This is a genomic window from Psittacicella hinzii (assembly GCF_003585935.1).
In the GTDB taxonomy this organism is placed as follows: domain Bacteria; phylum Pseudomonadota; class Gammaproteobacteria; order Enterobacterales; family Psittacicellaceae; genus Psittacicella; species Psittacicella hinzii.
In genome coordinates this window covers 22738-46068 of sequence record NZ_NRJG01000005.1, presented here as the reverse complement: position 1 = coordinate 46068, position 23331 = coordinate 22738, and the positions used below count along the sequence as shown (strand labels likewise).

14 protein-coding genes are annotated in these 23331 nt (G+C 35.1%); 5 read left to right on the top strand and 9 right to left on the bottom strand.

The window, feature by feature from the left end:
• A partial coding sequence (locus CKF58_RS00465; RefSeq protein WP_147397177.1) for a hypothetical protein occupies window positions 1–2133 on the bottom strand: 2133 nt, incomplete at its 3' end.
• A gap of 211 nt (window positions 2134–2344) precedes the next feature.
• Here CKF58_RS00465 and CKF58_RS00460 point away from each other — a divergent pair.
• Both CKF58_RS00460 and CKF58_RS00455 read left to right on the top strand, forming a co-directional pair.
• A complete protein-coding gene (locus CKF58_RS00460; RefSeq protein WP_119530029.1) occupies window positions 2345–2713 on the top strand; it encodes a diacylglycerol kinase in 369 nt (122 codons plus the stop codon).
• Window positions 2714–3200: 487 nt separating this feature from the next.
• Window positions 3201–4322 carry a hypothetical protein gene (locus tag CKF58_RS00455; protein ID WP_119530026.1) on the top strand — a complete coding sequence of 374 codons (1122 nt, stop codon included), beginning with the start codon at window positions 3201–3203 and terminating at the stop codon, window positions 4320–4322.
• Between the two features lie 385 nt (window positions 4323–4707).
• Here the strand turns inward: CKF58_RS00455 and CKF58_RS00450 are convergent, their stop codons facing one another.
• The 8 genes from CKF58_RS00450 to dld form a co-directional block, all read right to left on the bottom strand.
• Window positions 4708–6144 carry a glycosyltransferase family 9 protein gene (locus tag CKF58_RS00450; RefSeq protein ID WP_119530025.1) on the bottom strand — a complete coding sequence of 479 codons (1437 nt, stop codon included), beginning with the start codon at window positions 6142–6144 and terminating at the stop codon, window positions 4708–4710.
• Between the two features lie 193 nt (window positions 6145–6337).
• Window positions 6338–6463 carry a hypothetical protein gene (locus CKF58_RS08615; protein ID WP_281270658.1) on the bottom strand — a complete coding sequence of 42 codons (126 nt, stop codon included), beginning with the start codon at window positions 6461–6463 and terminating at the stop codon, window positions 6338–6340.
• Window positions 6435–8447, bottom strand: coding sequence for a hypothetical protein (locus CKF58_RS00445; RefSeq protein WP_119530024.1), 2013 nt, complete (start codon window positions 8445–8447; stop codon window positions 6435–6437). The genes CKF58_RS08615 and CKF58_RS00445 overlap by 29 nt, the downstream gene beginning before the upstream one ends.
• 577 nt (window positions 8448–9024) lie before the next feature.
• Window positions 9025–11208 carry a Smr/MutS family protein gene (locus tag CKF58_RS00440; RefSeq protein ID WP_119530023.1) on the bottom strand — a complete coding sequence of 728 codons (2184 nt, stop codon included), beginning with the start codon at window positions 11206–11208 and terminating at the stop codon, window positions 9025–9027.
• 1 nt (window position 11209) lies between these two features.
• Window positions 11210–11524: an SUI1 family translation initiation factor gene (locus CKF58_RS00435; protein WP_119530022.1), complete on the bottom strand. Its 315-nt coding sequence runs from the start codon at window positions 11522–11524 to the stop codon at window positions 11210–11212.
• Window positions 11525–11929: 405 nt separating this feature from the next.
• Window positions 11930–14368: a hypothetical protein gene (locus tag CKF58_RS00430; RefSeq protein ID WP_119530021.1), complete on the bottom strand. Its 2439-nt coding sequence runs from the start codon at window positions 14366–14368 to the stop codon at window positions 11930–11932.
• Between the two features lie 127 nt (window positions 14369–14495).
• Window positions 14496–14876, bottom strand: coding sequence for a lipopolysaccharide assembly protein LapA domain-containing protein (locus CKF58_RS00425; protein ID WP_119530020.1), 381 nt, complete (start codon window positions 14874–14876; stop codon window positions 14496–14498).
• Between the two features lie 538 nt (window positions 14877–15414).
• The gene (dld, locus tag CKF58_RS00420; protein WP_119530019.1) at window positions 15415–17178 is read right to left on the bottom strand and encodes a D-lactate dehydrogenase; all 1764 of its coding nucleotides are present in this window, start codon (window positions 17176–17178) and stop codon (window positions 15415–15417) included.
• A gap of 557 nt (window positions 17179–17735) precedes the next feature.
• On the opposite strand from dld, the gene CKF58_RS00415 reads away from it, so the two are divergent.
• From CKF58_RS00415 to CKF58_RS00405, 3 genes are all read left to right on the top strand, one after another.
• Entirely contained in the window at window positions 17736–19565 is a 1830-nt protein-coding gene (locus tag CKF58_RS00415; protein WP_119530018.1) for a peptide ABC transporter substrate-binding protein, read from the top strand.
• Between the two features lie 360 nt (window positions 19566–19925).
• Window positions 19926–21635, top strand: coding sequence for a peptide ABC transporter substrate-binding protein (locus CKF58_RS00410; RefSeq protein ID WP_119530017.1), 1710 nt, complete (start codon window positions 19926–19928; stop codon window positions 21633–21635).
• A gap of 266 nt (window positions 21636–21901) precedes the next feature.
• Entirely contained in the window at window positions 21902–23293 is a 1392-nt protein-coding gene (locus CKF58_RS00405; protein ID WP_119530016.1) for a uracil-xanthine permease family protein, read from the top strand.
• Window positions 23294–23331 lie beyond the last annotated feature (38 nt).

Here is a 23331-nt window from a genome sequence, read left to right as displayed (position 1 = left end):
ACTGTAAGCACTTAAATATTGCTGTCTAGTTTCATACGCTGGCAATTTTGCTAATGCATTAATTAATGCTAATTCATACTTATGATAATAAGTACTATATTCTTCGACTATAGCTTGGGTTATAAGTTGCCAATCTAATCCTTCTGCTTTATAAACTTCTTGCTCTAAGTTTTTATTAATGTCTATTACTTCTTTAGCATTCTTGCTCTTTAACCAATTATTTAATGGTGTATTTTCTTGAAGATGATTTTGCTCATCGCTTATAGCATATGTACTGAAGTTCTGGTAGAAGCTTGATTTCGACTTTTTACTAACTTTAATAGCTTGTTGTTTAATTAAGTCGAGCATAAAGTCTCTAAAGTTTAACCATTGACTATATATGTTGTCTTGTTCTTGGTTATTAGAGCTTTCAGTTAGTTGGTAAGCAAGAGGAATATATTCACGTTCTTTAGCTAACTCTAAAATGGCATTACTAGTTAAGTAATTTTTCGGATTAGAACTTTGTAAAACAATATCAGCTTCTAAGCCATATTCTTTGGCTAATAATGCTAATTCATTATTAAATACAGTTGCTGATTTTTTCGCTAAAGGTAAAAAATCAACAAGTATTTGTCCTACTAATTTTAATTGCTTAATCGTGTTAAACACTAGAGGCAATGCTAAAAGATTAATTGCTAAACGATAATCCATATTACCGTTTATATATTTACAGATTTCTCGTTTAGAATTTTGCAAATTATATCTTTTATACAATTCATCTTCATTAATTGCATTTAAAAGATCTGATGTTTTAGCTTGTCCAGCATTAATATCTATAGTTACACCTAAATATACATAATCAAGGTCTAAATTAATTCCCCACTTTGAACTAATAGAAGTACCTAAAAATTTATAAGCCGCTTCTTTTTTCTCGAAGTTATTACCGCTGACAAGTAATGAGTCTTTAGTTTTAGTGCCAATACCACTTATAACAAACTTATCTTTTAAGCTCTTTAAACTAATTGGATTACCAGCAAAGTTAATTACTTTATCTAATACACCACTTTGCCATGTAGTCAATGGTGTAAGTAACTCTGCTTGGGCAACTGGAACATTACTCACATTTAAATTGCTTTGTGTTTGCCATAAGTAATAAGTATATGCAGCTTCACCTAATAGGTACTTAAACAAAAATTCTAGATCTAAATTACGACAAACATTAGTTATTTTGTCTAAATTTACAACCTGTTCATCTGAACTATTTTTATCCCAAAGATTATTATTTAAGAGTTCTAATTGGGCTAAGGGACTTTGAGCAAAGTCTTTAGGTTCGGCTAGTGTAACCCGTGCATATTTATCAGCATAGGCTAAAGATTTTAAGCGTACATTTAAATGTTGCTTATTACTAATAAGATCTTTTATAGATTTATACGCTTTTTTATTATTAGCATATGCTTCAAAACAATCACTTAGTTTTAAGATTGCAATTTGGTTAGCTTGAGCTACATTTTCTGCCAGTGCTCCTAGCTGCAATTTGACAAAAGCTAAATTATTTTCTAGATCTAAGTTAATTACTTGGGCTTTATAAATGCGATAAGGATCAAGAATAATCTTAGGTAATAAACTTGTTATCTCTAATTCTTGTTCGCTTTCAATACTACTTAGAAATAAGTTAGTATCCTTATCTCCTACATGCCATGCATAAAACTCTTTTATCCAAGTACTATCTATACCATGTTCCCAGAGTCTTGGTAATAGCGCATTTATATACTTCTCTCTTAAAAATTGTCTCGCTAGAGCTTTAGTCAATGCTTGCTGCTTTACTTCTCCTAGCACTTGTTGCTTAACTACCTCTTCAAGACTGGTTTTTACTTTATGCTCCCAAACATTAACTTGATGAGGCATAAGCACTTTAAATTTGGCATGAGGAATGCTCAGTTGTAAACCTAGGATTGATTTTTCCAGCACCACAAAGTAGTTAACATTTACTACTTGTTGTTTTTTTAGTGTATCTAGATTTTGATATACATGATATTGCCAAAATTTAGTTAGTAACTCAGCATTTAAATTTTTAACTAAATGTTCGTTACCAGCCACTTTAGTTTGTTCTAAAATTTGTTGCCAAAAATCATGATTTAATTGGAGATTAAGCATAAAATTTATTACCAAATTTAAACTTGCGGAAAGTATTTGTTAAGCATTTAATTAAGCATGAGTATTCATCTATATCCTATCTCATAGCCTAAATATAGGTTTGAGCTTTGCTCGTGTTATAATCTAGGAAATCTTCATTATCTTTTTAAAAAGACTGACCTTTATAATTTAGATAATGTTTAGACATTTTATTAAATCTTGCTTAGATATTATGCAAAAATATACAGGTTTTACCCATTTTATTAAAGCAGCTGGTTATTCTTGGAAAGGACTGAAAGCTGCATTTAAAAACGAGGCTGCTTTTCGTCAAGAAGTTGTTCTCTTAATTATTACCACACCTTTAGCTATTATTTTAGGTGATTCTTTTTTAGAAGTAGCTTTATTAATCGCTGCCGTACTTTTAATCATTATGGTTGAGCTAATTAATAGTGCAATTGAAGCCGTAGTAGATCGCTTTGGTGGAGAAATTCACGAATTATCTGGTCGCGCTAAAGATCTAGGTTCAGCAGCCGTATTAATAGCTGCTATTATTGCAGGTCTCATTTGGGCTAGTATTCTTTTACCGAAATTGTTTAGTTAGCAATTACCTAAAAGCTTAGTCCTAGACGAGCAATATTTATAGATCCACCTTTAAATTTAGATGTACTACTTATTTTTGATAAGCTATACATTAATATTTTTACATAATCCCTAAATGATAAATACCAATTCTCAATCCACCTAGCGAAAGCCTCAACTTTAGCTAGGTGGTTTCTTTTATTTGTACTTTTCACAATATGGTGTGTCGTATATAGCGTATCACTACATAGATGCAATATCGCTATATAGATAGATGGAATATCCCTATATAGAGAAATATGGTGAATCCATATTTAATATTTTAACTTTGTTACGTTGTCTAAAAGCCAAAAGTGTGATCTACTTGGCAAATCGCAAGATTTTTCACTTACGCAGAAAAATTTTTGGTTAAGATAATAAAAGACCCTCTATTGCGAGATCAATTTTTCCTTTGTGCAAATTGCTTTCGTAAAACTTTTTCGTCTGTCCCATAACCAAATAATAAGTTTATGCGTAAAATTACATCACAATTAGCAAGAGATCTTGGATTGTCGCTGCAACATCCCGAGGTGACAACTAATCCTGAATTAGATGCTCTGCTCAATAAAATAAAAAGCTTACAAGCTGAAGATCAACCTAAAAATCAAGCTGAAATAACCGCTATTGTAAATTTTTTACAAGCCTCTTTACCACTATATAAATATTGGCAAAAGCACTTTCCCTTTAGTGCGGATACTCCAAGTTATGCTCATGTATTAGGCTACCTTTTTACTTGGGCACAATTACAAGCTCATTATGATGCTAAGACCTTTATAAAAGGACTTAAACTTGAATATAAAGTCTTTTTTACTAAAGAACAGTTAAAAAAGTTAGACACTAAATTCATCAGCCTTACCAAACCTATCATTGAGCATTGGCAACTAATCTTCAAAAACGACTATAGTGTATTAACTACTCTACAAGCGTTATTTGAACCAATGGTGCTTGAATTGCATTATCAAGAAGTATATGCAGCTGAACAAGCCTATCCATTCTTATTGCAACAATTTTGCTATACCGCTCTCTCAAGCGCGCAAGAACATGTAGCTCAATTAAGACTGCTAAGTTGGCAAGCTAATTTAATTTGGCGTAAAGAGTTAACTGCTACTTTTCGTTTATACAATCTGTATAAACTTTTAGCTCTGCCCTTAGGTAATTACCTCTGGCAATGTGATCCTAGTTATTTTGCTATGGAATTTAGCACTATATGGGGTGAATATAACCCAGAAACTTCTTTATATACCATCAAAGATAGCAGTACTCTTGCCTTTGAACTGATTGAAGAAGAAGTGAAGCAATATACATTTAAAGAACGCACAAGCACCTTATATTCACAAGCTCATAAATACAAAGATGTAATGTCAGATATCTCATTATGGAGTAGGCTAAAGCAAGAAGAACTAAATCATAATAAGCAACATAAAGATTTATTCTTTACTCTTGCTAACATACTAATGATTTATCCTGAAATGACACAAGCAACAACTGCTGATTTTGGAGAAATTAATCAGGTCGCAACAGTGTTATCTATGTATAGTTTTCGTTCGAGTTATAAAATGACTGATTTACAAGCGCCTATATTTTGGCATTAATCTGCTAAATCTTGTCAGACAACAGACCAAATCTTTAATAAAACTCCTAAATTAAATAGTCCCCTTACTTAAGTTAGTCTGTAAGTCATTAAGTCGGTAAGTCTGTCAAAAAATTATAAACTTAATCCCCCCAAAAGATTATCTTATGCGATTATCTTTTAGGGGGATTATTGTAATTGGACGTAGAATTGAACGTAGCTTTGTACTATGCTCAAAACGATTTATCTTAGTTTAACTTAGCTGCTCAATATTTTGCAAGTGAGCTGTACCACAAAGATTGTTCAAGATAGACCTATCTTATCTAGCTTATCTAGATTATCTAGATTATCTATTTTTTCTAACTTATCTGTTAGCCTAGGTAACTTCTTATAAGCAAAGACTATCACTACTCAATAACTTCACCATCTTGAGTTTTATTGAGCATGGTTATGATCTTTTTTTGTCTTTTTGGCCAAGTTTTAAAATGTTCATGATAAGTACCTGCAGGAACATTTTCTTGTTGATCCATACGATCTAAAACTTCTTGGACTTTTTCTACCACTTGTAAGCTATTGATTTGTCTCATTAGCTTATCATCGCTATTATGTGGTTTTTTACGCCAATTTACTAAGTCTTGTTCGTATTGTTCTTGCGTAAACTCAATATCATGTCCATACATATTTTTATGGAATACGCTAATTACGTCTCCCACCCCTTGAATTGGACCCGAACGTAAAGGATTAATGTAAGCAAATAAACCAATGGTTGGGATACCAATACATGAAGCTAAATGCATAGGACCTGAATCAGGAGAAATCACTAAGTCAGCAAGACTCATAAATAAATAGAGCTCACTTAAATTAGTTTTACCAGCTAAATTAAAAAATACTTGTTTCCCTGCACGATCTAGACTTTTAGTTGTTAGATTATGATGTGAAGTATAAATTAAATCATCAATACGTTTAGCAACCGCATTAACTAAATTTAATTCTTGGGTATTCTTACCGCCGGTAACTACAACTCGGTGCCCAGCTTCAATTAGATAAATAATTAAATCTACGTACCCTTTTTCCGTCCAGTTTTTCTTCATTGCCGAAGAGGCTGGATTGACAAAAATTAAACGTCCATCACGTTGATTTTTGTCCGGAGCAGCATATTTACTTACACTAACTAGTAAACGATAAAGCGAAATATTATGTTTACTAATATTCTCAATTGCTTGTTCGGAATTAGGTTCACCTAAACCTAAATCAAAAAGCGGTTTTAAATGTTCTTGCGCTAGAAGTCTTTGCGGATAGTTTCCACTATAAAGTAAAGCCGTATCTGTTACTAAGTTCTCAAACTCTTGGATATCAGCTTGACTTAAATAAGGCTTAAATAAGTCAAAATAATCAACCATTACATGCATTGACGTTTGCTTAGGAATGCGATGATTTATAACTAATGAATGCCCTTCAAAACTTCTTTCCCAACTAAAGCCTACTTTTTCTTTGGCACGAATAAAAGAAGCTAAAACATTTGCACGCATTGAAGTTTGCGCGTGAATTAATAAATCAAACGGTGTTGCTTGAATATTGCGTAATAGTTTGAATGCTTGAAAATAAGAAGTTTTCTTCTTATTAAAGACAACAAATTTTAATTGGGGGTATCTATTACTTAAATGTTTAAAAAGATTATACTCGCCACTACCAATGATCCAAGTTACTTCTACATGTGGATAGTTCTTTAAAACTAATTCTAAACTTGGAATTAAATTTAAAATATCTCCAATGGCAGAAAGGCGAAATAAGCATAAGCTTTTTATTTGATTAAAACTCGTAAAATATTGCTTATTACTAAACATGTTTGCGTTAGAAGAGTTAAAGTTTGCAATAGTTAGCTTATTATACGCTTATGCATAAATTTATGCTAAGCAAAATCGACGTATAACCAAACTATAGCTATACAGAATTACCTACTTTTAATAGCATTCTTTACATATAAGAAAACCGAGAAGAAATTATCCTCTCGGTTTTAATTTTACTAATTTTTCTATATTAGTTATTTGCAGGAGCTGTTTGTGGTACTTGAGGTACTTGTGGCACTGTAGCTGGTTGGTTATTGTTTACCTGATTATTATTTGAGTTAACCGGATTACCATTGTTTGGAGCTACAGGAAGCATTAGGTACTGCAGGTGTAGCGTTTGGAGCTGCAGGTGTACCATTATTTGGTGCTACTGGAGCTTGAGAACCACGATTCACAAAAGCATTACCTTGGTTATTGCCATTGTTTTGCGTATTATTTGGCATATTTGGCGCAGGTTGTGCTGGAGCCTGTGCATTATCAGCACGGTTACCTTGGAATGGCATATGTTTAAAGTGAGGTTTAAACGTACGTACTGATTCTAAGAAACCTTCAACTTGAGCGATAGTTTGACGTGATTCTGGTTTATCACCAAAATAGTAATATACAGCAACTAGGTTGTAATCTTTATTGTAATCCATAGTTACAGCATGCACGTATTGATAAGCGTCACGAATGTTACCATTTTGTGAATAAACACGAGCGTCAAAACGAATTGATCCTTTACCATCAGCCATTACAACTTTAGTTTGACCATTAGCAAATTCATTATCTTGTGAAACAGCTAACTTCTCGGTAGTTGCATTTAATACTAAATTAGCTACCGCATTTTGTTGATCAACATTTAAAGTAGCTTGAGCTGGTTGTTGAGCATTAGCATCTTGTGGTAAACGATCTAATAATTTACCATTTAGCATACGACTAGGAGCTAAAGTTAAATCATTAGGACTTGGTTGACCATTCATCATGCCAAATTGCGGCATCATACTAGGTTGTTGACCCATACCAGGTTGTTGACCCATACTAGGTTGTTGACCCATACCAGGTTGTTGACCCATACTAGGTTGTTGATTCATACCTGGTTGTTGATTCATACCTGGTTGTTGATTCATACCTAGTTGTTGATTCATACCTAGTTGTTGATTCATACCTAGTTGTTGATTCATACTAGGTTGTTGATTCATACCAGGTTGTTGATTCATACCAGGTTGTTGGTTCATACCTGGTTGTTGATTTGCACCTGGCTGTTGGTTCGCTCCTGGCTGTTGGTTCACACCTGATTGTTGATTCATACCAGCTGGTTGACCCATTCCAGGTTGTTTAGCAAAACCATTATCATTATTTTGAGGTCTACCTTCAGCTTTCATGTCATCTCTAGCTTCACGACGTTCACCACCTTTCATACCTTTGTGATGATCGTGCATACGTTGCATACGAGATAATTCACCAACAGTTAAACCATATGGCGAAGAACCTTTAAATTGTTGACGATCTGGGTTACCACCTTGCTCTTGGTTAGGTTGTTTACCTTGAGGTGCAAACTGACCTTGTGGTTGATTAGGTTGTTGACCTTGTGGTGCAAATTGACCTTGAGCTTGATTAGGTTGTTGACCTTGTGGTGCAAATTGACCTTGAGCTTGGTTAGGTTGCTGACCTTGTGGTGCAAATTGACCTTGAGCTTGGTTAGGCTGCTGACCTTGCGGAGCGAACTGACCTTGAACTTGGCTAGGTTGTTGACCTTGAGGTGCTAACTGACCTTGTGGTTGATTAGGCTGTTGACCTTGAGGGGCAAATTGACCTTGTGGCTGATTAGGTTGCTGACCTTGAGGTGCGAACTGACCTTGTGGTTGATTCGGTTGTTGACCTTGTGCACCTTGTTGAGCCATATTACGTTGATAATTATTATCTACGTAGAATCTTTGTTGATTATTGTCCGCAGTTCTTTGTGACTGTAATAGTGAACTAAAGTCAGTAGATTGATTTTTTGGTACTAACATTACGTACACTTGTGCGTTAGTACCTACAGCACGTAATAAAGCGTTATCCGTAGGAGTCACCACAAAATTCGCAGGAGCTTTTACTGTTACCCCTTGTGGTAATCGTAGCTTAGCTAGAGAATTATCATTCCTAACATCAAGCTGCATCGGCTGTCCCTGCGGAGGATAAGGCATAGTATTGAACTGCTGAGGAGCTTGGTTGTTTTGATTGTTCGTTGGAACACCAGTAGCTAACGCTGTAGTAGTTACTAAACTTACGAGAGCTGCTACAGCAGCAGTTTTAACTAATTTTGGTGACATTGCCATAATTTTTATCCTTAGTGTGTTGTTTTAAATCTGTTTGTTTTAATCTTGTGTGTTTTGAATTTAGTATTGAGCTATGAGATCCATATGCATAACCATCATTACAACTTTTAAAGTTGGGTATTTGCATACTCCATAAGCTTGTTAAGAATCCTCTTATCAAGAGTTGCGGAGAATAATCATCAGGATCATCAGCTGCTTCTTACAACTAATTTATAGGTATGGATATTTTTTATTTCAACAAAAACACCACCAACAATCATCAATATATCAATAGGCTAAAACTATAGATAAATTTTATATTTTAACCCTAAATAGAGAATTCACCTTAAAACAAATATCCATTTATAGCGATGATAAGATAAACAAGTCCCGAAAAAAATTTGTAAATTTTTGCCTCTTCCTAGCTAGACTTATCCAAAATTAGCATTAAAAATATAAATTTTGCTTCTCTATAGATCTTTTTTTGCCTATATGGAAGCTATGTGCTGCCTCACTTTTTGAAAGTGTTTGTAGAGCTGTGTGCTATGCGGTTACCTTGCACAAAAAAAATCTCATGGGGTTACCATGAGATTTAAAATTATGCTTTGTTTACAAGTAATGACGCATTAGCTGCAATTTCTTTATCATAGTTACGTAGTAACACTACAAAACCATTAGTTCTACCTTTACCGTTATTTTCACGGTTTGGATAGAAAGCAGCTATACGTTCATACTGAATTAAGTAGTTAGGAAGACTTTGTTTAATAACGTCTTTCCCATGTCCTGTAATAAAACGCAGAACAAATTCATTATGTCTCCAACATTGTTTTACGATATTTGGCAGAATGTTTTTTAGTTCTTCTACCGTCACACCATGTAAATCAACTTCACGTTGGATAGGTAATAAATTATTCATAAACGCATGTAATACATCAGGATCTAAGTCTTCGGCCGCAAAACGCGCATGCTCATAATTATGAGCATTAAAACGCATGTGAATATCAGAGAAGACTACATCTGGTGTATTTTGTAAAGCATCATATTTTTCTTGTGCTAACTGTTGCTCGATAATTTCTTTACCAGATTTAATTCCTGCCCGTGCTTTACGTTCAAGTTCAGCTTGTCTTCTTTGTTGCTGTAAAGAAGTTGCACGAGTAGAGTTATTATCGTAAGGATTTATATCCGCAAAAGCTTGAGCAAAAGAATCATCTTTAGCTACAAACTTTGAAGTTTGTTTTTGCTGTGAATTTTTTGCTTCAAAGAGCTGAGCAAAACTATTGCTTTGATTGAAACGTTGTTGCTGTTCATTTGAACGATCTACTTCATAAGCAACTTCTTGAATTTCGCTATCAACTAGATCAGCAAATTTACCAGCTACAACTCTTTTAACAGCTTCTTCATGCTCGTGCGCTAAATCACGTCCATGACTAAAATTAGTTTTTTGTGGACGTAGATTAGATCCACTTCCTGGAGCAAACATTTTAGCTTTTTTGCGTTTCGAAGCTAAATTCTGACGTTCAAGTTGTTGATCCTTGTCATTAAATTGACTTGGATGACGATCTAGTAAACTTGCAAAGTCTTCTTTTTTACTTACAGGTGGTAAGCTATTTTTTACCGCCTGTTTATATTGTGCTAATTTTTCTCGATTTTGCGTATCCATAGTCGCATGCGGAGATTCGATTAGAGCATAGCTACTCACTGGCTGATAATGATCAATGATTTCAGCTTCATGTGCAAATGAAGGTTTAAAGTATTCTTCTTTTTCAAATAAAGCAGCAAACGAATCTTCATTAGCTGTTGATTTTGAGACTGGAGTTTGTTGCTCTTGTGGAGCTGGAGCAGCTAAAGCACGTGTTACTTGAGGAGTAGTTAAAGCTAGTTTAGAAACAGGCTCAACGTCTACATGCTCAACCACACTTGCATTCATATTGCTCGGAGCTCCAATTAGAGCTTGAGTGCTATGCTTAGTTGTTTTATGTTGGGTATTGGTTGTAACGGTTTCTTGTACATTACCATTGTCAAGTAGATTACGCTCAACATCTTCTGAAATATTTTTATCTTCAATAATCTGTTCAACACTACCATCAAGTTTATGGTATTGCGTAATTGTACGCGTATGTGAAGTACGTTGCACAAATGACTTAACAATACCTTGAGGGTTTTGTGCATACTCGGTTACACGAGTTTCTACGTCTGAACTTTCTTGCTGTTCTGTTTTTACATTACCAGGTAAATTACGCGCTTGTAAACTTGTACCATCTAGACGGTTTTGGTGTAATGCCATGAGACCATCATTAGAAGTAGCTCCACGATTAGTAAGCATCGCACGTGATTGTAGTTTACGAGGCGTTGAACCGAGAATTGCATCTGGATTATAGTCAGGAGCAGCTTGATTAGCTTGAGCTGCAAAACTTAAGTTGCCGATAACAGCTCCACGATGATCTTCGTAGTCTTGCTCGTTAAATTCTACGTTTTGATATACCGCAGGACTATCAAGCACTTGGAACTGTCCAGTATTGTAAATACTCTTACCTTTATTCGCTTCTAAATCTTTGCCCGAATCATCGAATAAACTATGTAAGGTTTGATCCATATCTCTTTGTCCGATATCTTCACGATGATCGTCAAAAATATTTTCCTGTAAACCTTTATCGATAACTTGTGACAGGCGTTCTTTTAATGCATCAAGTTCTGTGGTATTTGGTTCAGTTACTTCTGCAAAATCTGGGTCACCGGCTTTACGATTAATAAAAGCTCGAATTATTGCGTCTTTTATTCCCATCCTAACCTCCTGCAATTTTTACTTTAAAGCCTTTTTGCTCTAATAAAGCTTGGATTTGCGGACGTTTGTCACCCCCTTGGATTACTACATCCCAATCCTCAACACTACCACCAACTCCGAGTTTTTTCTTTAAAAAACTACAAAGTTCTTTTAAGCCGTCTTTATCAAGACCTGTACCTGTAACTAGTACTACTCCAGCCCCTTTACGACCTTTAGTTTCTTTATAAAGACGAACAATACCATCACCTTCAGGTGGTAATTCTTGTTCAGGTTCTTCTTTAATGCGACCTACATCAGTGCTATAAACTAATGCCATAATTCTTTCCTTGTTTAAATTTTTCTTAATTAGTTAAAGCAAGATAATAGTGTTCTTCAGACTTTATACAACTTATCTAAGACTTAGATAGTGATAAAACCTTTAACTTAATCTCTAACTATTAGCTTGCTTTAACTCTTAAAAAAGGGATTATTAACTAGACCTCTTCACTTTTATTATACCGGAGTTAGCGATTTTTACCAAATATCTGTAGTTTATGACTATCGCTAGTACCAGAATACAGCTCAACTGATAAGTAACAGAATGCAACGCAACTCATGAAACGAGAAATAAAAAAGAGTACGAAATTAATCGTACTCTTATCATGGATATATCTTAGACATTTATAACCATAAACTTAAGGAATATATCTTTCACTCTTTAAGTTATTGCGGTTAAATATCTCTAGTTAGCTTTTGAAACTTTACCCTTGGCAAATTTTAATTTACTTAAGGTAAAGGTTTCTAGTTTGTGACAAGATGGACAGCTCCAAAATAAATCTGGCTGTTGATAACCACAATTCTTACAAACGTAAGTAGCACTTAAAGCTTTTTTCTCATCTTGTTCTAACATGGCCGCTAGCTTTTGCATAAACAACTGCATTTGTTGCTGTTTAGGTGATAAAACTTGGTCTGAAGTTGCTTCTTCAACTTTACGCTTTTTACGCCCAAACCAAGTACTTACCAGACCTGCATTCTCACTAGTATGTTTAAGCTCTTCTTGATTGTTTTCTAAAAGAAGATTAGAAGTTAAATCAAAAATGCGTTGTAACAGTACATTATGTCCGTGCTCTTGATAAAGATGCATTAAATGTTCTAAACGTTGTTGCATTAGTTCAGCATCACTTAATTGTTCTTTATCTTCAGTTTGCACTAAACCAGCAATATTTTCTAAAATGCTGCCAGCTGTAGTTGATTTACGATAGAGTTTTTCCCGTTGGGCTAACTCTATTTCGAAATCTCGAGCATCAAGTGGACTATTACCTAAAACCAGATCTCTAAATACTTCGGCAGAACTTTTGGCTTTATCTTGAAACTCAAAACTATGCGCATAAGGTAAGAAATCATACTTACTTAAATATAAGTCGTAGTATAGATCTATTACATACTGATAGTTTGCTGGAACTTTTATACTTTGTAAATAAGTCCCTAAATCTTCACCAATCGGCTTAATCGAAGCATAGCAATAAGCAATGTTAGCAATTAAAGCTGGTAAGAGCATAAAGTTTTGCTTAATTGCTTGACGATAATCACTTAAGGCATTGTGATAATCACCTAAGGCAAAATGATAATTACCTCTGGTTACCAATGGTCGTACACTTGAAGCCGCTAGGGCAATAATGCGTTGGAACGAGAACATGGTACGACGGTGTCCGATATCTAGGTAACAATCAAGCAAGCGGAACAGATAAAAGTGACACAATTGATCTAGGTTGGCTTTAGTTTTATTTAAAGCATAGATCTCTTTAGCTACGGCTAGAGCTGGTTGCCAATCTTGATTTAATTGGTAGATATAGAGTAAAAGTTCAATTACTTCACTTTCATAACGCTCATCTCCAATTAAAGGTAAAAGATTTTCTAAAGCCCGTGAGAACATTCCCGCATTAAGATAGCAGCGAGCTAAATTTATTTGTGCCAGTTTATGTCCTTCTTGTTTCCAAGATGGAATAGCAATAATGTGACGGAAGATCTTAATCGCACGTAAATAATCACCTCTTTGCATGCAAAGAACACCACCGAGCATTTGTAATTCTAGTAAATGACCTACGTCACTAGCAATTACTCCGTACGGACGTTGTAAATCTTGTAAAGAACGGGCAGCAAGTAAATCCTGTTGACTTATATTTTGTGGATTAAGAGCAAAATCTAAACGTAAATTTGTCGTAGTCTGCTTAGTCTCTTTTGTACTAGCTTGGGCTTTTTTATCTTGTGCTGCTTGTAAATTAGCGGTAATACGCACAGCTTCATCGTTAGGATTACTAAATAAAGCTTGATCTAAATCATTTACCGCTAAAGAGCTATCCGCATTAAGGTGTTCATTAGCGCTTGGAGATTCACTAGCATTTTTTGAGTTGCTTGAGGCGGCTGCGGCAGAGGTTAAATCGTTTTCGTTACGAGCTAATACTTCATCACTTTTGCTATTTATTTCTGATTTGGCACTATTTTGGCTATTAGTGTTAACCCTATTTTGCAGCTCATCTTTAGTAATATCTGAATCTTGTTCTGAACTAGAATCAGAGCTCTGCATAAAATCTGAATTAGAAGCAGCTTCATTATTAAGAGTTTGTACTTGAGCTGTAGTAGTTGCTTCTTGAGCTTTTATCTTATCTTTTGTCGCTTGCGCCGATTTTTCTGCAACCGTCTGCGAATTTACACTATTTTCAACATGTGCAGTTGTTTCTTTATTCTGACCTGCACTTTGCATTTGTTGATAAAAATCATCTTGCGTTAAATTTATCGTCGGACGTGCAGCATAGTTTTGTTCAAGCTCTTTAGCTTGTTGTGCAAATTCTTGCGTTGATTTTTGTTTTGTTTTACTAATCGTTGTACTTTTAGGAGCTTTATCAAATGCCAAAGGTTTTTTCTCTTGTGGCATTTTATGTACTTGGGGTACTTCAGCAATCAAGTTACCGTCGACAATATATTCGACAGTACTAATTAAGCGTTCAACTACTTCATTAGCTTGGGGGTTATTATCTTTAATCACTATCGGAACTTCGTCGAGATACGAACTTTTAGTGCGACGTTTTAATAACCATGCTGAAAAGCTTCCTTTAAACAGGCATCCCAGTAAAAACGATAAAATCGCAATTAATGGAATAAAAAGAAATAACAATTCAAACATAAAAATTCTGGGAAGTAATAACCAAAAACTAAGTTCTTAGTTCTTAAATAATCGTTTTCTCTTATTATATACGCAATTTTAGCAAAACGCACAAAGCCTAAGACAAATGTCTTAGGCTTTGTAATAATTATTTAACTGGATATTGCGTCATGCTTTTATTTTCAGGCACATGAGTTACCTGTGTTGTTTTACGCTGTTTATTGCTATCGAGAGATTTTACTTCTAGAGCTACACGTAATTTTTTATTTTCGGCTTCTAAACGGCTAACTTTCATGCGTAATAAACCAGTCTTCGATTTATTTACTAACCATAGAAGTAAAAGGACAATTAGCGCACAAATAAAACCAAAAATAAAAGCTACACCTAAAATAAAAGATAAAGCTCCAGTAAATTCACCAGCAAAGTAATTCACTGTTACTTGTGTATCATTTGCAGAAGTAAATAGAAGTGTTACGACTGCAAGCACACAAAGAAATAGTACATAACAAAGATATTTAATAACTTTCATGCTCTAAACTTTCTTTTTGTAGAGCTGGGTCAGCTCTAGACCAATAAACATCTATAAAAATTCTGGCAAAGTATCTAAGATAAACTTAGAAAATGCTACTTTTTCTATAGTATAACACTATAAATCTGTTTTGTGTGGGCTTATGCCCGAATTTAAAGCCAAAAAAAGCAATGAAAACACTCTGTATTTTCATTGCCACAGTCTACTATTTTTGTCAAACGACTATATCCGAATTAATAAATACCCGAAAGCATCTATTAATCCCTCAATATTCATTTATTATGACAAGAAATTTTTCTAAAAGTTTCATTAAAATCCAGAAATTTGCCAAAAATTTTTATTTTTATCCTTAAGTTGTTAATAATTAAGGAATAATTTTTTAGGTTCATTTCCGAAAGTCATAAAAACTTTCACGAGCAAAATCTCATCCTAACAATAATATCTTAGCATTTTCTAGGGATAATTGCTAGCCTTTTTAGCAAGGATTTTGCTCGTGCTTCTAAATAAGTTCTGAATATTTTAAGAGATAACTACAAAATTATTTATCTGTAGTAGCATGACAACCGCAGCCACAACTTGGAGTATCAGCCCAGTTTTTATATTTAGAAAGTTTACCTACACCTGGATTAAATTGGTTAGTTGGATCTAATTCACGGTAGTGTTTTTCTAAAGCTGGTTTAGCGTGATATAAGTGACCTACGTTGTGCTCGGCTGGATATTCTGCTCCACGTGAAGCAAAGTAATCTAAAAGCTCTTGCTTAATTTTTTCTACGTCTTCACCTTTTTTCACTAGATAGTCTAAGTGGAAAACGTGACATAAGAAGTGACCACAAGAATTAATATGCGTACATTTTTCAGCAATGTGAGCTGGAATTGGATCTGCCCAATTGTCATCATTACGTCTTAAAGCTACGTCCAGAGCGATCATACCTGCAGTTTCATTTTTTAACACATGCATTGAACGCGCTAATGAACCACCAACTGAGAAACGTAAAAGTAATGCTTTTTTCGCTTCTTTTGGAGTTGCTGAGAAGTAAGCACCGGTTTTGCTTTCTTTAAAGTACTCTTCTAACCAAGCGTTTAATGGATTAATTAAATCATCAGCTGCGGTTAAGATTAACATGTGCTCAAAACGATCACGGAAATCAGTTATACGCGGTGGTAATAAGTTTGGTAGACAGTCAGCAAAGAATTGCATGAGTGTATCTGAACTTGGTAAATATTTACCTACTGTGCGATCGTATAAATCTTTTAAAGCGTAGAGTTTAGGTAATTTTTTGGTTCCAAAACGATCAAGGACAAAGAAAATATCTTTACCATATTTCACCGCATCATCAAAGCTCGAACGGCTCATATACTCACCTTGCATCGGTAAAGTAGGGAAAGCAGTTAAAGCTGCACGACGAATTTCATTTAAATCTTTTGGATCGTTAGTACCAATGAAGAATAATTGAGTGCGTTTTGGTTTAGCGAACGTATCAACACGTACGGCAAATACCGCTAAGTGACCAGCCGAACCAGAAGCTTCTTTTAAGCGCGATGGATCGGCGTTAAAACGTGATGGAGTATCTGCATCGACCTGTACTACTTTTTCTTTATAGTCACGTGAAGAAGCTAATTTGCCTTCAGGATCTTTAATATCATCTTTGCTATAGGCACTCGCTTCTAATTTAGCTAATTGTTGTTCAGGAGTACCATTTCCTAAATCGATGCCTAAATTATTTACAAACTCAAATTCACCTTGTTCATTTACGCGTGCATAACAAGCTAATTCGGTATATGCCGGACCGCGTTGTACAAGCGTACCACCCGAGTTGTTACAAACTCCACCTACTACCGAAGCACCAATACATGAAGAACCAATTACCGAGTGAGGTTCACGATTAATATCTTGTAATTTTTGTTCAAGATCATATAAGGTTGAACCTGCTAAACATACAGCTTGTGGTTCATCGGTATCAGTTTTAATTAGTTGGATACCATCAATACGTAAGGTATTAATAATTACAATCGGACGATCATAATCATTACCCCAAGGAGTAGAGCCACCAGTTACACCGGTATTTTGTGCTTGGTTTAAAACAATAATGTCGTTTTCTACACAAGTTTTTACTACTTTGTAGTATTCCACTAGTGAACCTGGACGTACTACTGCTAAAGCATCACCATTACCAAAAAAGAAACCTTTACGGTATCTTTGAGTTGCTGCAGGATCGGTTAATACATATTTCTCACCTACAATTTGTGTAAATGTGGCAATTAACTTTTTATATTGCTGTTGTAGGCTTTCTAAATCTGCCATGATAACTAAATCTCCGTATTCAGCTATAGGCAGATTTCTCGCTATAGCCGTTGCTAATAAATACAGGTAAAAGAAAAAATACAAATATTCTGGGATAGTCACTTACTAATCTTTAATCCCAAATCTCACACTACAACACTCGCTTCCATAGAAGAATCAAGAGTAGAGAGAATCAAGAGTATTGAGTATGTAAAAGAATTACCATTAGGTTGTGACTTACTTCTCTGTTATGGACTATTTTAAATAGCGCGAGCAAAGAAGTTGTACATTTTAGGCACTATTTATATGTGCTGATTAATTTAATTTTACTGTATTTAATTACTGATTGCTAGAGAAAAGGCAGCTTTTATGTAATTTATTTCGCTAATGCCATTTCTGCCTTACAGAGTTTTATCTTTAACTTAGAAAATATAGTAGAATTAAGTAATACCTCTTTACTAGTTGCTTAACTGCTAACTACATGTCTGTTGCTTAGCTTCTGTACTAGTTGCTTCATTGCTATTCTTCTTAGTTCTTAGTACTAGCCCAGCTTTTAATACTTTTATTCCCTAATTTATATGCAATTTTTCGCAATTAATCGTTTATCTTCACGTGTGAGCAAAAATAGCTTTCGTTTTTGGCTTGCTTCTCTTGGTGTTTTAAGCCTTTGTGGCATGAATCATGCCCAAGCTAATAATCCTCAAGCACAAACTAATGTTCAAACCCAAACTAATGCTCAAGCACAAACAAATACCCAAGCTCATAGCCTATCAGCAGCTTATTTACAACAGCTAATAGTTACACCTTTTCATCTGCGTCACAATCTAACGTTACTAAATCCCCAAGTGGATAAAGTTGCGCAAGTATTTAAATATAATTTACGTCGTTTTCCAGAATCTTTAGATCCGGCAATCGTCAATGATGTTTACTCGATTAAAGCTATTCGACCTTTATTAGATGGTCTATATCGTTTAGGTGCACATGGAGATTATGTGCCTCTGGCAGCACAATCTTATGAAGTAAGTGAAGATCAACTTACATGGACGTTTCATTTACGTCCAGACGCTAGTTGGTGGGATGACAAAAAAGTAACGGCCGAGGATTTTGTCTATGCATGGCAACGCTTAGTTGATCCGCAAACCTCATCACCTTATGCTGATTTCTTAGATCTGATGCACGTGGTTAATGCTCAAGGTATTCAAGAGGGAGTCTTATCTCCCTCAGAACTAGGAGTTAAAGCTCTTGATGCTTACACTCTTGAAATTAAATTGTATCAACCAACTCCATGGTTAATTCAAATGGTGTCGCATGCAGCTTTATCACCTGTGCGTCAAGATTTAATTGCTAAATATGGTAATAAGTGGACGCAACCTGAACATTTTATTGGCAACGGTTCGTACAAACTTGTAAGCTATAAGCCACAAGAGTTGATCCATTATGTTAAATGGCATGACTATTGGGATGCATTACATATTTCGATCACAGATATTAAGGCTGAATTTGTAGAAGAGAATATTGCCTACTACAAATATTTAACAGGAGAGTATCCGCTCACTCTTATTTACAATGGCATTAAGAAAGGGGTAATGCAAGAGCGTGCGCATGAAGTATTTTCAACACCGTTAAATGCTACCTACTATCTGAATTTACAGCAGAAGAAAGGACCATTTACAAATACCGAGGTACGCCTAGCGCTAAATTTACTAATCGATAACCACTACTTAGCTACTTATATAGTTCCAGCTGGGACTGCTACGAGTATTTTTGCCCCTACTTGGTTACAAGATGGACAAGCGCAAACTCCAGCGGCATATGAAAGCTTAAGTCGCAATGAGCGTAATCAACAAGCTATTACCCTGCTCAAAGCCGCCGGTTATAGTCAAGAAAAACCTTTAACTTTCACCTTAAGTTATTCCAATAGTCGTAATGAACGTGCTTTATTTGTTGCGTTGCAACAAATGTGGCAACGTAATTCTCAAGGCTTAATTCAAGTAACCGGAAAATTAAGTGAGTGGAAAACTTACATTAACGATGTACGCAATGGTAATTTTGAGGCTTCTCTTAATGGTTGGGGCGCTGATTTTAATCAAGTGTCTAATTTCTTAGCTTTACGTACTTGTAACTCGCCGAATAATTATTCGGGTTTTTGTGATCAAAACTACGATGCACTATTAGAACTAGCATCTTTAACCAAAGATCCTGAAATGCGAGCTAATATTTATGCCGACGCTAATAAGCTCTTACAAGAAAAAGCAGCGATCACTCCTTTATATTGGATTACAGCTCTGTATTTAAAATCACCATTCTTAGGGGGCTTTAATTCACAAAATGCTGAACCATATATTCGTGATTTTTATTTTTTACCGCAAGGTAAAAATTTACCAACTTCCTTAGATCCTTTACCTTAAGTCTTTTAATCGAAGTTATACGATTATATATATGAAATCTAGGACGAATGTTCTCTCATTGTCCGTGATTTTAGCTTAAGAATAAACTTTTTTCTTTTATTACTCATGAAAAAAGTGCAACTGGTGACACACTTTTATAAAAATAGTTGTTTTTGTTCTGCAAAATATACTAGAATTAAATTATAGGTGATAAATTTATTTTAAATTTACCTACCCCCTTTTTTTAATAGAAGCCTTAGGCTTCTCTCTGGTTAAGTTATAAAAATGCTCACGTAATTTATATGGATCTTATTTAACTTTAAGCTAAATATAGAACATAAAATTACATCTTGATTAAATATACGAGATTAGGATAGATACATGAAATTACGCAATTATTGCTTCACAGGTTTAACACTAGCAGCTGCCCTAGTATTGGGAGCATGTAATAAAGAATCAGACAACAACGCAAGCGCAGCTAATACTCCTGCTGCAGCTAGCGCTCCGGCTGAAAACACTGCTGTAAAAGAGCGTGACGGTAAAAAATTAGCCGCTGTACAAAAATTAACTATCAACTTAGGTTCGTTCCCTGATACAGTTGACCCTGGTAAATTCTCTGACGCTAGCTCTGGACAAATCGCTAAAGGTGTATTCGAAACTCTATACCGTCAAGGCGTAAGTGGTGAATATGTGCCCCAAGCTGCAGAAAGCTATAGCGTTTCTGAAGATGGTTTAACTTGGACTTTTAAATTACGTCCAAATGCTAAATGGCACGATGGTAAACCAGTTACGGCTCAAGACTTTGTGTACTCATGGCAACGTCTTTCAGATCCTAAAAACGGTTCATCATATGGTGACTACTTAGCAAACAATGCTAATGTAGTTAACGCGCAAGAAGTATATAGTGGTAAATTACCAACTTCAGAATTAGGCGTTAAAGCAGTTGACGATTACACTTTAGAAATTAAATTAACTCGTCCTACCCCTTGGTTAGTACAAGTATTATCTTACGGGGTATTAGCACCTGTACGTCAAGACGTAGTTGAAAAATTTGGTGATGCTTGGACACGTCCTGAAAATATCGTTGGTAATGGTCCATACCGTTTAACTAAATATATAGTTAATGATGAAATCGTGTTAGAGAAATTTAATGACTACTGGAATGCAGATAACATCGCTTTAACTGATGTGCGTTTTGTGTTCATTAAAGATCCGAATACAGCTTACTACAAATACTTAGCAGGTGAGTTAGCCTTTACAGCTATCCCACCTCAATTAAAAGAAAACATCTTAAAAGAGCGTACAGAAGAAGTACGTACTTCACCAGCACTCTTAACAGGTTATATGGATTTCCAACACAAATATGAACCATTCCAAAATCCAAAAGTACGTCGTGCTCTTGCTCTGTTAACCGATAATAAATTTATCGTGAAAAACATTTACGCAGCAGGTCAACCAACTTCGATCTTTACTCCTACTTATGTACAAGACGGTCAATTAGCTACTAAAGCTGATTACTGGGATAAAGATATGACTGAGCGCCGTAAAGAAGCGGTTGAATTATTAAAAGAAGCTGGCTATTCAGCACAAAACCCATTAAAAGTAGAGTTAAAATACTCATCAGGTAAAACTGTACAAAAAGTATTCGTGGCTTTACAACAACAATGGGGTAAAGAGTCTGGCGGCTTAATCCAATTAACTGGTTCTATGTCAGAATGGAAATCATTCCTTGACGAAATCAAGAATGGTAGCTACCAAATCCGTTTTGGTGGTTGGGGTGCTGACTACGACCAAGCTTCAACTTTCTATAACGTATACACTTGTGGTAATGCGGCTAACTACTCGAATTTCTGTGATAAAGAATACGATGATTTAATTAACCGCGCTAATAGTGAACAAGACGCTGAAAAACGTGCTGAACTATACGCGCAAGCTAATAAATTACTGCAAGATAAACAAGCGGTTATCCCATTCAACTGGGCAGAAGTTTTCGCTTTAGTATCACCAGCTTTAGGTGGTTATAATGAGAAAAACGATGAACGTTATTTCCAAGATTACTACTTAATTGATGGTTTAAGCGTGAAAAAATAAATAAGATCTATTAATAACGTAAAAGTTTTAAATTAATTTTTATTTTTAATTTTTAATTTTTAATTTTTGCGAGATTAAAGATTGTGAACGTGATTTTAATGAGCTCAATGTAATTTACATTGAGCTTTTTTATGCCCTAAAAACAACTAAATAGCTTTGATTATCAACATTTTAAAGCAAACACCTGTCTTTTTATAAAAAAGCCTAGCTATAAGATCGGATTTTTTTAGTAAAATATTGACAATTTGCATAGAGGATCTTAGTTCATGTCAAAATCGAAAATTAAATTAGGACAAAACCCTATTTATGACATTAAAGAATTGTCTATAGGTAAAAAATTCTTATTAGGCTTACAACATACTTTTGCCATGTTCGGGGCAACGGTATTAGTTCCAATTCTTACAGGTCTAGATGTTTCAACTACACTTTTAACTGCAGGTCTAGGAACTTTAGCTTTCCATTTAATTACTAAAGGTCAAGTACCTATTTTCTTAGGTTCTTCTTTTGCCTTTTTAGCCGGTTATGCGGCAGTAGCTCCTAATAAAGATCCAGAGCATCTATCTATGGCTCTCGGTGGAGTGTTTGTTGCGGGGATTGTTTATATGATCTTTGCAGCGCTAATTTATGTCTTTGGTGTTAAACGTATTATGCGTTTCTTCCCACCAATTGTTACTGGTCCAATTATTATTTGTATCGGTTTAACCTTAGCTCCATCAGCAATTAATATGGCTTCAAGTCATTGGGGATTAGCTTTACTTGCGATTGCAATTATTATCATCACAAATATTTGGGGTCGTGGCATGATGAAAATTGTGCCGTTATTATTCGGGATTTTTGGTTCATACATTGTAGCTTTATGTTTTGGTTTAGTTGATAAATCACATTTCCACAACTTAACCCTTGTGGCTATGCCATTAAAAACGGAATATTTTGCAACCTTTAATCTTTCGGCTATTATTACAATTGTTCCTATTGTACTAGCGACAACTATGGAGCACATTGGTGACGTATCGGCTGTATCAGCAACAACGCAACGTAACTTTATTGTGAAACCTGGTTTACACCGCACTCTGTTCGGTGATGGGGTTGCAACTATGTTAGGTTCATACTTAGGTGGTCCGGCTTGTACAACCTATGGAGAAAACACAGGTGTACTTGCTCTAACTAAAGTATATGATCCACGTGTAACGCGCTATGCAGCAATGTTCGCGATCTGTTTTGCTTTTGTGCCATTTGTTTCAGATGTAATTAACTCTATTCCAACCGCAATTATTGGTGGAGTATCATTAATTCTTTACGGCATGATTTCAGCTATCGGTATTCGTAACGTAGCAGAAAACCAAGTAGACTTAACTAAATCACGTAATTTAATTATCGGAGCGGTGATCTTAGTTACAGGTTTAGGTTTTGCAACTCGTCCTGTAGAATTTAGTCTGTTCGGAGCGCATGTATCACTTTCGGGCATTGCGATTGCGGCTATTTCAGGAATTGTTTTAAATGCAATTCTTCCTGGTAACGACTACCGCTTTAGTGTACAAGATCCACAAGAATACGGTAAAGCTCTTACTCTTTCGGCTACCGATTCAACATATGAAGGTTTACATCCTAAAGAGGCTACTGAAGATCAGGAAGATGACTTTGGTAATAAAAAAGCTTAAAGCTTGAAGATGTAAAAACATACACACGCAAAAAGCAC

Bases quoted from the DNA above. Each gene is read 5' to 3' on its own strand.
- CKF58_RS00460 (WP_119530029.1), top strand. From the start codon at position 2,345: ATGCAAAAATATACAGGTTTTACCCATTTTATTAAAGCAGCTGGTTAT.
- CKF58_RS00455 (WP_119530026.1), top strand. From the start codon at position 3,201: ATGCGTAAAATTACATCACAATTAGCAAGAGATCTTGGATTGTCGCTG.
- CKF58_RS00450 (WP_119530025.1), bottom strand. From the start codon at position 6,144: ATGTTTAGTAATAAGCAATATTTTACGAGTTTTAATCAAATAAAAAGC.
- CKF58_RS08615 (WP_281270658.1), bottom strand. From the start codon at position 6,463: ATGCTTCCTGTAGCTCCAAACAATGGTAATCCGGTTAACTCAAATAAT.
- CKF58_RS00445 (WP_119530024.1), bottom strand. From the start codon at position 8,447: ATGGCAATGTCACCAAAATTAGTTAAAACTGCTGCTGTAGCAGCTCTC.
- CKF58_RS00440 (WP_119530023.1), bottom strand. From the start codon at position 11,208: ATGGGAATAAAAGACGCAATAATTCGAGCTTTTATTAATCGTAAAGCC.
- CKF58_RS00435 (WP_119530022.1), bottom strand. From the start codon at position 11,524: ATGGCATTAGTTTATAGCACTGATGTAGGTCGCATTAAAGAAGAACCT.
- CKF58_RS00430 (WP_119530021.1), bottom strand. From the start codon at position 14,368: ATGTTTGAATTGTTATTTCTTTTTATTCCATTAATTGCGATTTTATCG.
- CKF58_RS00425 (WP_119530020.1), bottom strand. From the start codon at position 14,876: ATGAAAGTTATTAAATATCTTTGTTATGTACTATTTCTTTGTGTGCTT.
- dld (WP_119530019.1), bottom strand. From the start codon at position 17,178: ATGGCAGATTTAGAAAGCCTACAACAGCAATATAAAAAGTTAATTGCC.
- CKF58_RS00415 (WP_119530018.1), top strand. From the start codon at position 17,736: ATGCAATTTTTCGCAATTAATCGTTTATCTTCACGTGTGAGCAAAAAT.
- CKF58_RS00410 (WP_119530017.1), top strand. From the start codon at position 19,926: ATGAAATTACGCAATTATTGCTTCACAGGTTTAACACTAGCAGCTGCC.
- CKF58_RS00405 (WP_119530016.1), top strand. From the start codon at position 21,902: ATGTCAAAATCGAAAATTAAATTAGGACAAAACCCTATTTATGACATT.